8 protein-coding genes and 1 pseudogene are annotated in these 11,923 nt (G+C 57.9%); 7 read left to right on the forward strand and 2 right to left on the reverse strand.

The genetic code is table 11. From position 1 onward, the window contains the following. Positions 1-412: pseudogene (locus tag ABJK56_RS02645) on the reverse strand (hypothetical protein); the annotation flags it as partial. Then, the gene (locus ABJK56_RS02650; protein ID WP_347243115.1) at positions 409-1,518 is read right to left on the reverse strand and encodes a glycosyltransferase family 2 protein; all 1,110 of its coding nucleotides are present in this window, start codon (positions 1,516-1,518) and stop codon (positions 409-411) included. The pseudogene ABJK56_RS02645 and the gene ABJK56_RS02650, both read right to left, overlap by 4 nt. A gap of 497 nt (positions 1,519-2,015) precedes the next feature. On the opposite strand from ABJK56_RS02650, the gene ABJK56_RS02655 reads away from it, so the two are divergent. The 7 genes from ABJK56_RS02655 to ABJK56_RS02685 all read left to right on the forward strand — a co-directional run bounded on the left by ABJK56_RS02655 (position 2,016) and on the right by ABJK56_RS02685 (position 11,900). Further along, complete coding sequence (locus ABJK56_RS02655; protein ID WP_347243116.1) at positions 2,016-2,936, forward strand: sulfotransferase; 921 nt, start codon at positions 2,016-2,018, stop codon at positions 2,934-2,936. Positions 2,937-3,090: 154 nt separating this feature from the next. After that, positions 3,091-4,263 (forward strand): class I SAM-dependent methyltransferase, encoded by a 1,173-nt coding sequence (locus ABJK56_RS02660; protein ID WP_347243117.1) that lies wholly within the window; start codon positions 3,091-3,093, stop codon positions 4,261-4,263. A 392-nt stretch (positions 4,264-4,655) separates the two neighbouring features. Further along, positions 4,656-5,672, forward strand: a complete 1,017-nt coding sequence (locus tag ABJK56_RS02665) for a glycosyltransferase family 2 protein (RefSeq protein ID WP_347243118.1) — start codon at positions 4,656-4,658, stop codon at positions 5,670-5,672. Then, positions 5,669-6,469, forward strand: coding sequence for a methyltransferase domain-containing protein (locus ABJK56_RS02670; RefSeq protein WP_347243119.1), 801 nt, complete (start codon positions 5,669-5,671; stop codon positions 6,467-6,469). The genes ABJK56_RS02665 and ABJK56_RS02670 overlap by 4 nt, the downstream gene beginning before the upstream one ends. A gap of 1 nt (position 6,470) precedes the next feature. After that, positions 6,471-7,853 carry an NAD(P)-dependent oxidoreductase gene (locus ABJK56_RS02675; protein WP_347243120.1) on the forward strand — a complete coding sequence of 461 codons (1,383 nt, stop codon included), beginning with the start codon at positions 6,471-6,473 and terminating at the stop codon, positions 7,851-7,853. Further along, entirely contained in the window at positions 7,850-9,457 is a 1,608-nt protein-coding gene (locus ABJK56_RS02680) for a GMC oxidoreductase (protein ID WP_347243121.1), read from the forward strand. The genes ABJK56_RS02675 and ABJK56_RS02680 overlap by 4 nt, the downstream gene beginning before the upstream one ends. Continuing rightward, positions 9,450-11,900: a hypothetical protein gene (locus ABJK56_RS02685; RefSeq protein WP_347243122.1), complete on the forward strand. Its 2,451-nt coding sequence runs from the start codon at positions 9,450-9,452 to the stop codon at positions 11,898-11,900. Before ABJK56_RS02680 ends, ABJK56_RS02685 begins: the two co-directional genes overlap by 8 nt. Positions 11,901-11,923 lie beyond the last annotated feature (23 nt).

Genomic DNA, 11,923 nt, shown 5'->3' on the forward strand with positions numbered 1-11,923 from the left:
GAACCAAGGTGAGGAAGAAGTTCACGATCCCTGCGCCGACGGCGGAGAGGGGGAACACCGCCGCAGGAATGAAGACACGTCCCAGAAGCGGCGAGCCCCAGACCAGCTGGTTGACCGCATAGGTAGTGGTTTGGGAGAAAAACTCGAACACCATGAGCCCCGAGAGAACGTACACGGGGTAACGGGGGAGGCGTTCCCCGAAGAGGGTCGAAAACGCCACGGTAAGCACGACCATGTGCAAAAGGGGGTTGAGGAGTGTCCAAAAAACCCCGAGGAGGGAGCGCTTGTAGCGCGTCGTGATGCTCATGGCCACTAGCATGCGCAAAAGGTCGGGGTACGCTCGCAGCTCCAGGGCGCTTTCAACCATGGGGTGGCGCCGCTCCTCGGAATCGTAAATAAGTTTCTCCCTCACCGCTGTCGCCTCCGTTTTTTCAGCTTAGCCCAAAACAGCCGCCGGTTGCGCTCGTAAAGCTCGAGGTAGGTTTTGTCGCCGAGTTTGGAGAAGGAGGCTCCCTGGAAATGGTACACGAAGCTATCGAGGCGGCAGCGAAGCTCGTACCCGGCTTCCCGCAGCCTCTCGGAAAGGTCGTCGTCCTCGAAAAGGCCAGGGGAGAAGTCCTCGTCGAGGCCGCCCATCTCCTCCCAGACCTCCCGCCGTATGGCAGCGCAAAAGAGGGCCACCATGGGAAGAGGCAGCCAGCGGCGAAAATGCTTCCGGGCGCGGTACGCCACCCACAGGGGCAGCTCCTCCCACGAGCGCACGGGGCAACGGACGCGGGCCTGGTTGGCGACCCCGTTGGAGACCGGCCCCACAAGGCCGACCTTGGGGTTCCGCAAGAGCTCCTCCACCAGAGGCTCCAGCCACGCCGGCGTCAGGACCGTGTCGTTGTTGAGGAAAACGAGGATCTCGCCCCGGGCTGCTCGCGCCCCCTGGTTGCACGCTGCCGGGAAGCCGAGGTTTTGGGCGTTGCGGATGATTCGCACCCGCGGTTCCCGTTTGGCCCAGCCCTCGAGGATCTCCATGGTCTCATCGCTGGACCCGTTGTCCACCACCACGACTTCGAAGCACGGATACGCGGTGAAAGCAAAGAGGCTTTTCAGGCAAAGTTGCGTCACTCGAGCCCCGTTGTGAGTCACGACGACGAGGGACACCAGGGGATCTTCGCCCGGTCCGCGGGCTCCCTTCGATGGTGTTCCGTTGGAGCCGTCACCGCCAGCGCTGCCCCAAGGGTTGCTCTCTGTTGGGTAGCGAGCAAGCAGCGGGAGCGGCACCGCAGCCAATGGCGGGTCGTTTTCGGGAGTTAGGTGGGTGCCGGGTGCATTGGGCCGTCGGTAAGGGAAAGCTTGCAACAACCTGCGCCGCCAGCTCCACGGGAGGTGACGGGCGACGAGAAAAGCCACTGTAGCCCGTGGCCGGGAAAGCCACAGCTGCCGCGGGAAAACCACACACGCCGCCCCCTTCGCCAGCCGCAGGTCTCGCCGTCGCGTCGCCACGCTGAGATTGTAGCGGCATCGCAAGCATGGCCTATCAAGACCACGCTTCCTCGAAGGCGCAAGGCACTGCCACGGGTGGGGGCGATTTTCCGGTGCTGGACCCCATCTCGTGCCGATGCGAGAGACCGCGGCGATTTTCCACGCGAGGGCCCGTGAGGCGCCGATACTTTTGCTCGGCCCGGGATCCGAAGCAGGATTTTTCGCCAGACACGTCGAGTGCAACCTGGCAAAGCAGGTGAGAGCAAAACCTGGGCTGGAGGTGCCGGCATCCTCGCCGGCTCTTTTCAGTTGTGCGTGAGCACCAGTAGTGGAGCTCTACCTTTCCGGGTATTTCCCGCCTTTCCGGGGTGGACCGGCGGCTGCTTCGGAATGTCGGTCGCGAAGGAGTTTCACCCTCCCTCAAGCGCATTTTGACGGCGCGACCACCCCGGTTTGGAAACTTCCTCCATGAGGCAGCGGTTCGTTGCGCTTCTGGGCTCGGAAGCATAAAATCGCCTCCGGGTGCTGGGGGACTTGGAGCCATGGAAGAAGAACGGGAGAAGGTCAACGCCCAGAGGCTTCGGTGTTTGCCGCCAGTATCCAACGACGCCGAGCTCGTCTTCGTGGTTGGGTGCCCGACCTCGGGCACCAGTGCTCTCGCTTGGGCCCTAGCCCAGCACAGCGCCCTGTTGACTGACTCCGAGTCCAATTTCCTCTACTCCCTTTTTTCCAGTGGGGCGATCGAGAAGGCCTGGGAGGTGTCTTCGCGAGTCGAGAAGGGGTTCGTGCAGCGGTTCCAGGTCACGCGCGGGGAGTTTTACCAGGCGGCGTGTTTGGGCTTTGCGAGCCTTTTCAAAGGCGCTGCGGGCGCAAAGAGGTGGGTAGACCAGTCACCGGAAAACGTTCTCGTTGCCGATCAACTTGCGGTTGGGTTTCCCAAGGCAAAGTTCGTTCAGGTGGTCAGGGACGGAAGGGCCGTTGTGCGATCGATGCTCGGCTCCGGGTTCGCAGAGCCGTGGGCAAGCGATGCTGCCGAGGCCTGCAAGACCTGGGCGTTCTATGTGGACACCGGTCTCGCCAAGGCCCGGGAGCTGGGCGACAAAATGATCACGGTGCCGCACCGCGCGATGGTGCTTCAGCCCCGGCGGGTCATGCGTGCTGTGCTAGCCTTTTTGGGCCTTGCCTACGAGGACGGACCGGCACAATTTCTTAGCGAATCGAGGGTCAATTCGAGCTTCGGGGCGCGGACCCAGGTGCCGCTGGATGAACGGGCGAGGGCACGATTGGTGGCGGCCATCCCGGAAGGGTGGTCGGACAAGCTGGAAGCCTGCTTTGTTCGCCATGCTTCGTGGGCCCAAGAGAGGTACCTTCAGCTCGAACGCCAATGGCTTGGGGAACAGCCCTCGTGGGAATCGGTTATTTCGGAGGAGTCGTTAGCCCTTCCCGGGGGAACCAAAGCTTGAGGGTTCCCTTTGGGTTGAGGGATCTTTGGCCCTGGTCTCGAGGCCTTGGGAAGCACGCCGATTTCTCGTTCCGGCGGCGAAAATAACCAGGGCTACCAAAAGTCTGAGCATTGGAGAGACCGTCGTTGTTTAGAATGCGTGCTGGAGGGACGCGATGTCAAAGGTGAAGGCTGTCATTTGGAACCTGCCGGTGCTGCGAAGCATTTTGCGCCGCCTGGATACGTTGGAGCGGCAAGTTGCGGCGCTTGCCGAAGGTGTGAATCAGATCACCGCGGCGGCCCCCCCGGTAAGCCCGAAGGAAGAAACCGCGCTCGACGCGCTCCTTTTGACCGCGAAACAGTGGGAAGGTTTTGCCCAAGAGCTCGAGAGGACGCTGCCAGAGCAAGAGCTTCTCTCGCTGCTTTGGTCGCTTCAAAGTCTCGTGGGAAAGCTCGCCTTTGCGCGGGAGGAGCGATCACGAAAGTTTTTTTACGGAACCCAAAAACTTGGGTTTTCTCTCGTTCCCGTCACCTACGAGTCCCCTGTACCTCGCGTTGACGCCATTCCTCCCTGGGTTTGGCGCCATCGTTTCGACCTCACCCCAGCCTTTCGCCTTCCTACGGCCCCCCAGTGGGAGCTTTTGGAACGGATCGCCCACTGGGGGGAGGAGATGAGCACCACCCCGGAAGAAGCGGAGTCAGGCTACTTTTGGAAGAATAACGCCTTTGGACCGGTGGAAGCGGTGATCTATCACTGCATGATCCGCGAGTTTAAGCCACGGAGAGTTTTGGAGGTTGGGGCTGGCTACTCCACCCTGGTGGCGGTGAAGGCAGCGGCCATGAACGGGACGACGAGAGTCGAGGCCGTAGATCCCTACCCGCGACCTTTTTTGCGTAACTGCCCAGGGGTTTTCAGGCTTTGGGAGCGGCCGGTTCAGGACGTGCCCCTGAGCAATTTCGAAAGGCTCGAGGCAAACGATATCCTCTTTGTCGACTCGAGCCACGTGTGCGCCACGGGCTCGGATGTAAATTTCATCGTGTTCGAGGTGTTGCCCCGCCTCAAGCCGGGGGTCTTGGTTCATTTTCATGATATTTTTCTCCCATGGGAGTACCCCGAGCCCTGGCTTAAGGAGCTGAGAATCTTCTACAACGAGCAGTACCTGCTTCTGGCCTTTCTTATGTTCAACGAAGCCTATGAGGCTCTTCTGGCTACTCGACTTCTGACCATGGAAAACGAAGAACGAATCAGGAAGCTGTTTCCGTTTCTTCCATGGATTAAGGCGTGCAGTTTCTGGATGCGCCGCAAACCTGCGGCCGAGGGCTGCGGCGCAGTTCCTGGGGAGGCGTAAGCGCGACGGGCGGCACGGCTTAAAGGCAGGTTCTACGCGCGGCTTTCGTGCTGGGGTTGCCTCGGGGCAACAAGGGAGAAAACCAGGAACGCTTGGAAAACGCAAGGCCTTCGCCACCCTGGCAGAAAGCGCGAACGCGTCGTTGGGAATTGAGGGCGGTCATTTTTTGTGGCTTAGCTCGTCAGGTGCCTGGTAAATGCTCAGGCGGAAACGCGGTCGGGACCGTGGTAACGCCGCGCGAATTTTCCCGAAGCGCTCCAACCGCTAAAAGTGGCTGTGGGCTCTTTCTGCCAACTCTCTCTGGCTGTGGGCGGCGGAACTCTTCCCGTGGTGAGAACTTTCCTGCCCGACACCTTTGCGCTGGTATAATCCGCAATGTGGTGGCCGGTAGAATGCCGAGTTCCGGGCGAGCGCCTCGGTTAGCGGTGGTCATTCCCTGTTACAGGGTCCGGGCTCACATCCTTTCCGTTATCGCGCGCATTGGGCCCGAGGTTGAGCGAATCTTCGTGGTGGACGACGCCTGCCCGGAGGGCAGTGGCGCCCTGGTGGCAGAGGCGGCTCGTGACTCCAGAGTGGACGTCATCTTCCACCAACGGAACCAAGGCGTTGGCGGTGCAACTGTAACAGGGTATCTCAAGGCTCTCGAATCCGGCGCTGAGGTTATTGTCAAGCTCGATGGCGACGGCCAAATGGACCCTGTCCTCATCCCAGCCCTGGTGGCGCCGATTCTGGAGGGTCACGCTGATTACACCAAGGGGAACCGCTTTCACAACGTCGAAGATACCAGGACGATGCCATTCGCTCGATTGATAGGAAACGCCTTGCTCTCGTTCCTTTCGAAACTATCCACCGGCTATTGGCACATCTTCGACCCCACCAATGGCTTTACCGCGATTCACGCTGCCGTTCTGCGGCAGCTGCCTCTTTCGAAGTTGAGCCGCAGGTTCTTCTTCGAATCGGATGTCTTGTTTCGTTTGAATACAGTCCGGGCTAAGGTCCTAGATATTCCAATGCCGGCTAGTTACGGCAGCGAAACGAGTAACCTATCAATATGGAAAAGCATACCCGAGTTCTTCATCAAACATATGATCAACATGAGCAAGCGAATAATTTATAACTATTTTCTCCGAGACTTTTCCCTCGCTTCTCTTGAGATCGTTTTCGGTTTACTGCTTTTCTTTTTTGGAGTAGGATTCGGCGCTGTGGCGTGGCGAACGTCCCTGGAGACAGGTGAGCCGGCCACTGCCGGGACCGTGATGCTGGCCACCCTTCCGATTCTCATGGGGTTACAACTCATTTTGGCGTTTCTCGCTTATGACATCGCCAATGAGCCGGATCAGGCCCTTTATCCGCTGATCCAAAGGCTTTTCCAAGCTCGGGAGCGTATAGAAAGGGGAAGGCTGCAGTGACGAGCTTTCTCACCAGAATGTTGCGTCATCCTGAGCTTCCTCAAGACCCTGAAGATCCCCGGCGTATGGTCGTTCATCGGAACATCGTCTGTTCCAAGGTGATGTTTCGCCGGGTCATTGAAGAAATTCACGAGTTGTGCCACGTTTTGGATCAACGATTCTTTGGCACAACACCAGGTCTGCGGGTCGAGCTCGGAGCTGGCTCATGGCCCATGTGCGAAACGTTTCCGGACGTTGTTGCCACCGATATTGTATTTGCCCCGCACCTCGACTGTGTGGCGAGCGCTATGACTCTTCCCTTTACGGATAGAAGCGTGCGTGTGCTCTTCGGCCAGAACGTTTTTCATCATCTGCCGTCTCCTGAAAGGTTTCTAGAAGAGGTAACGCGTGTGGTTCGCCCGGGAGGTGGAGTTATCTTGATTGAGCCTTTTTTTGGACCCCTGGCGGCTTTTATCTATCCGAGATTGTTCGCCAGTGAGGGTTTCGATAAGCGTCAAGAAAAATGGAGCACTCCCGGCGCCGGCGTGATGGCAAACGCTAATCAGGCTTTGGCGTTCGTGGTGTTTTTCCGTGACAGGGCAGAGTTTGTGTCACGCTACCCGCAGTTGGAGTTCGTGCACTGGGAGCCGCTTACCAACTGGCTTCGCTATTTGCTTTCGGGGGGATGTAATTTTAAACAAGTCGTTCCAGGAGTTTTGGTTCCAGTTTTGCGATTTGCGGAAAAGCTGGTCGCCCCCCTGCGGCAATTACTTGCACTCCACATGGTTGTGGTGCTGAGGGTACAGAAAGGGAGGTGAGGTGAGATCGCCTCATGAACCCGGGAGAAGGTCCGGGGGTTTTGTCGCGATTACCGGTGCCAACGGGTACATAGGGTCAGCGCTGGTTGCCGCTGCGGTCGAGAAAGGTTGTCGAGTTTTAGCCCTCTCCCGGAAACCGGTAAGCGTGCCTGTGGGCGTCTGGATGGCCTACGACTTGCGAGGGGCGCCGCCGGAGCTTCCCGAAGACACCCAGGCTGTGGTGCACCTTGCCGCGGATGTTGAAGGTAGAGAGAGAAGCGAAGAGGAGGAGGTAGAGGCAGCCAAGGCGTTGGCCTCGGCGGCGGAGAAGGTTGGCGCCCGGTTTATCTTTGTTTCGAGCCTGAGCGCCTCGCCAAAGGCGCCAAGGCGCTATGGCCGAGTCAAGTGGGCCATCGAGCGTGAACTGCTCCCGCGTGGGCATGTCGTCGTGCGCCCCGGGCTCGTGTACGGTGGCAGCCGACCTGGAGGCCTTTACGCGCAGCTTTTACAATTCTTGCAAAAATCACCGGCGTACCCATGGTTTTTTCCTCCTTTGATGGTACGCCTTATTCACGTGGAGGAGCTGGTAGAAGCTATCCTCAAACTTTCGGTGCTGCCTCGCGCACCGCTCGGGCTTGTACCCGACATTGGGGGACGCACCGTCGAGGAGTTGGCGAAAGTTCTCCGGAGACCAGAACTGGTCCCAAGGCCCGGGGTTTACCCCCTCGCTGGCCCGCCGGTGGCGTTTTCCCGGGTGCTTCAAATGATGGCTCGGTACCGCCTGCGCCGGTGCTTAATCCCAATCCCGGTACCTACCGGTCCTTTTCTTGCGGTGCTTAGATTAGCAGGCGCTTTCTTTCCACGCTTGGGTGACATGGAACGACGCCTTCGCTCCTTGCGTGAGTCTGGAACTGCTTCTGCGTCATGCCATACGCAGCTGGAAGTTTCTCTCCGCGACCCTGTTGACGGGCTTCATCCCAGCGGATCAGGTCGACGCCGACAACTCTTGCTGGAAGGCTTCTTTCTTTTGCGGTATATTTTTTCGACCCGCCCCCCTGTTTTCTTCTTGCGAGTTTACGTTCGGGGCGTGGAAGAAGCCCTGGGCGGGAAGCCCTTGGGCAAACCGTGGTGGGTTGGACCGGGTTGGAGGCTTTTGCCTCTTTTGGATTTGGCCTCTCGTCACCTGGCGAACCTCGCACCATGGAGAACGCGCCTGGAGGTGGCCCTGCGCGTGGGAGAATGCCACCCAGCGCTTTTCCAGCACCTTGTCGTAACTAAAGCTCGGCATCGCTGGGCGGTGACCCTGGAGATGCTTTTCGCTCTCGCATTGGAAGCGTTTAAGCGTGCTGCATATTTGGCCACGAGGTTTTGCCTCGCATTGACGAACTCTCGGAGGGTCCGTTGACCGCTCAGGTCATCGTTGTGGGTTCCGGGCCCGCTGGTGTATCCGCAGCTTGGCCGCTGGTGAAGGCCGGGGCAAAGGTGCTTTTGGTGGATGGAGGTACAGCCGTTCCGCTTCCACAGGGTGAAGGCTCGTATTTCGAACTTCGCACCGACCAACAAAGTCACTGGCGCTTTTTTCTCGGAGCCAACTTTTACGCTCTCAAGCAGGCAGGCGACGTCTCTCCAAAACTGCGGGTACCGGGCCTAGCTCCTACCTTCGCCGGTTTTACGGATCGTTTCCCGGTGGCGGTAGAGGACTTTAAGCTCTTTGGGTCCCTGGCAAGGGGAGGCCTCTCCAACGCTTGGGGGGCTGGGGTCGCGGGGTTTACCCAAGCAGAGCTGGCGGCGCTCCCCGTTCCTTATGGCGAGGTCCGCCGGGGGCTCCAGGCGGTAACCAAGAGAATTGGCGTCCATGGGGAGGTTGCCGACGACCTTGGGGAGTTTTTCGGCAGCGGATTCCATCTCCAGCCTCCTCCCCCTCTGGAGCTGCCGGCACAGGTTCTGCTATCCCGATACCAACGACAGAAAAAAATTTTTGGTGCTTTCGTGTTAGGGAGGGGCCGCAACGCTGTCCTTACGGAACCAAAAGGCGACAGGCTTCCGTGTAATCTTTGCGGTTTGTGCCTTTATGGCTGCAGCCGAAAAGCTATTTACAACGCTGCCTTCGACCTCGAAGAGCTTGAAAAGCACGAGAACTTTCGCTACGTTCCGCGCGTCCTGGTAGAAGAGCTGATGAGGGTGGGTGAAGAGTGGGAGGTGCGGGGGCGAAACCTCGAAAACAGAGCCCCTGTGGCGTTGCGGGCACCTGCGGTGGTGCTCGCCTGCGGTGCTGTAGGCACTGGTTTTCTGGTGCTCAAAGCCCTGCGGCTCGTCGGCATTCCTATCCGTCTTCTCTCTTCTCCGGTAGCGGCCTTTGCCCTCCTGATACCGAACCTTCTGGGGTGTCCGACGAGGCAAGAAAGCTTCGGTCTTTCGCAGTTAGCGTTTAAGTTATCTTTCGATCCTAAGCTCTACGCCTTTGGGAATCTCTTTAGCACTTCTGGGTTGCCGCCGAGTGAGTTTTTGCTGCGGTCGCCCCTTTTTCTACCAACTTCCCGTCGGCTTTTCCGTTACTTCTTGCCCGCTATGCTCGTGGGGAATTGTTTTTTTCCGAGCGTCTTCAGCCGTCATGAGATGGAGCTTTGCGGGGATGGTAGCTTGCGGATCTCCGGGGGGTATAGCGCTGAGTTTCCCGCCATTGCCAGAAAAACCCATAAGGCATTGAGACGGGCGTTCTTTTCGTGTGGCGCCTGGCTTCTTCCGAAGAGCTTTCGCGTCGCCCCTCCGGGTAGCGATATCCATTATGCCGGTACCGTTCCCCTCCGCTCCTCCCCGCAGCCTCATGAGGCGCTTCCCTCGGGTGAGGTGGCGGGGTTGCCCGGGGTGTGGGTCGCGGATGCCGCAGCCCTCCCAGAACTGCCCGCCAAGCCTCATACGCTTCTCGTTATGGCACTAGCCGACCGTGTGGGCAGGGAGGTGGCGCGGCGCCTTAAAGCATACGCCAAGGGGAGAATACCCAATGACTAAGCACTCGTCCGAGGAAAAAAGCCCGAAGGAGATTTTCTTCGTTCTCGCGTTGTTGGTGGGTGGAGTAGTGACTTGTGTTGGGTTTACTCAAGCTGGCCTTTTCCGGCAGGCTACCTGGCGGCCAGAAGGCCTAGCGAGCCTGGCTGCGCTGGAAATACCCGTTTTGGCTTTGGCGCTAGCGTGTCGGTTCATGGCCGGAGCTCAGGGGTGGTTGCCCTGGGTAAGTTGCCTCGTGGGGGCAATCGTCTTGTTCGGCGCGGGAGCTGTTTTGAGCGTCGGCGGCATTGTCGTGGGAGCTTGGGCCCTCGGTGACCTTCTTTGGCCGTCAGCTAGGGATAGGCTCCCTGTTGATTGGTTTCCCGTCGTTGCGGTTTATGGCTTTGGGATACTTGCTATCACGGTGTCGGCGTTGTTGCACTTTCCGATAAACAGCCCTCTTTTTTACGGAGCGCTGGGCTTGTTCATAGGCTTCCTTCAGATCAAACGTCTTAAGGAGCTTTGCCACGGTTTGAAGGCTCGTTGGCAAAACAACGCCAGTACACAAGCCGCGGAAGGGCGATGGCCATGGATCATCGGCGGGATCCTTTTGGTCCACGCAGCGGTGGCGGCGCTTCCTGAGCGGGGGCATGACGCACTCGCAATGCATTTATTCATTCCCAGCTATGTATATTACCACGGCTCCTGGTCCTTCGACGCCGCTAACTTTGCCTTTGCCGTTATGCCACTGGGTGCCGATTCCCTGTTCACGGTTGCTTTTCTCTTTGCCGGTGAAAAAGCTGCCCGCCTCCTGAATTTCGCTTTTTTTACGCTGACCGTGTGGCTTCTTCACCGCGCCCTAAGAGCGGTTTGCAAGGGTGACGGGGCTTATATGCTGACGGCACTGTTTTGCACCATTCCACTTGCCTTCCTCGTCAACGTAACACTTTTTGTGGAAAACGCTCTCGCCATGTTTTTCGTTGCAGCAATCACCCTGGTGCTTGGCTACTTTGATATGCAAATTAGTGAACGAGTTCGAGTAGTTGCACTTATTTGCAGTGCCGCGCTAGCAACCAAAGCAACGGCTATCTTTTTCGTAGTTCCGGTGATGGTCATTGCTTTCGTTTTAATATTTTCCCAAAGCCGAAGGGCGATAGTAGACCTTGGCGCAAGTGTTGGATTTCTTCTCCCTGGTGTTCATCCATATCTCTACGCATGGATTGCGACGGGAAACCCGGTATTTCCATTCTTCAATGCGATGTTTCGCTCTCCGCTATTCGTTTCGGATAAGAATTTCGCCAATACACTATTTCCTGGTGGGCTTTCATGGGATTTGTTGTACCGGTACACGTTCTACTCTGGGAGATACCTTGAGGGCCAGAATGGCGTCTTTGGGTTTCAGTTCCTTACGTTCGTTTTTGCGGCGTTGTGGTCTCTTTGGCGTTATCGGTCGCGGAGAGGAGCGCTGGCGTTTATTGTGACTGTACTATTTGTTGTTGGTGTGTCGGCCGGGACGCAGTATATTCGTTATCTCTTTCCTATTTTGGGGGTATTTACAATTGTGGTTGCTGAGGCTTTTCGTGCAGAGATGCCCTTGACCCGTAGTGTTGTCTCGGGTTTTAGTTGGGTTTTAATGGGAATGAACTTGTGGTTTGCACCCGGAGCGTCTTGGCAACTTTCGGGTTTCGACGTTCGTGCTGCCATTTCGAAAAATAAAGCTGAGGAGCTGGTGAGGATGAGCGTAGGTGCGAAGGTGTTGAACAAAGTTGTGAGTGCACTGGCTCCGGAAGGGCGCGTGGCCTATTTTGGTGGGTTTGTTGGTGTTGATCTGAAGCCAGCAGGCTTGTCGGCGAGCTGGTACAATTCGTCCTTTTGGCATTCCTTACTGCGGGCGAAGGATTTGCCTGACGTCATGGAGGTTTTTCGAGCGCGGGCGATAACGCACGCGGTTGTGCAAGATGGGAGTTTACGCTGGATGCCGGCTGTGGGGGAACTTCTCAGTGTGCATGGCAGAGAGGTGGAGCGGGTGGGTGGGGCTGTGCTCTACAGGATTTCTCCGGAGGTCAGCTACGGTCCGCGGTTGGACCCTAGCGGCTCATCTCCCAGGCTTCCCTCGGAGGGAAACTCCTTGGACCTCGGTTCGGGAAATCAGCAGAGTTGGGTGTTTTTGCTGAAACCGGGTACCAAGTTTTTGTGGGTAGAAACCGCTTATCGTTGCAGCAATGACCAGACCTGGCTCGGGGTGCAGGTGAACTGGTTGGGGAAAGGTGGCCAAGGGATGGGCGTGGTTTCCAGTATCTTTGGCTGTCAGCACCTGGGAGAGAGGAAGGAAGGAGTGGAGTTCCGGGTGCCCGAGAGCGCCGAGGGGCTTATCTTGAGCCTGAAGGCTCCCACCGCTGGAGCTGTTACAGTTTTGGGAACAGCAGTGCGGACGGGACCGTTCCCAGCCAGTCCTGGGGATTCTTGAGCAGGAACGTCGTGGTTTAGCGA

Source organism: Thermogutta sp. (assembly GCF_039793925.1).
In the GTDB taxonomy this organism is placed as follows: domain Bacteria; phylum Planctomycetota; class Planctomycetia; order Pirellulales; family Thermoguttaceae; genus Thermogutta.

Bases quoted from the DNA above. Each gene is read 5' to 3' on its own strand.
- ABJK56_RS02665 (WP_347243118.1), top strand. From the start codon at position 4,656: ATGCCGAGTTCCGGGCGAGCGCCTCGGTTAGCGGTGGTCATTCCCTGT.
- ABJK56_RS02655 (WP_347243116.1), top strand. From the start codon at position 2,016: ATGGAAGAAGAACGGGAGAAGGTCAACGCCCAGAGGCTTCGGTGTTTG.
- ABJK56_RS02660 (WP_347243117.1), top strand. From the start codon at position 3,091: ATGTCAAAGGTGAAGGCTGTCATTTGGAACCTGCCGGTGCTGCGAAGC.
- ABJK56_RS02685 (WP_347243122.1), top strand. From the start codon at position 9,450: ATGACTAAGCACTCGTCCGAGGAAAAAAGCCCGAAGGAGATTTTCTTC.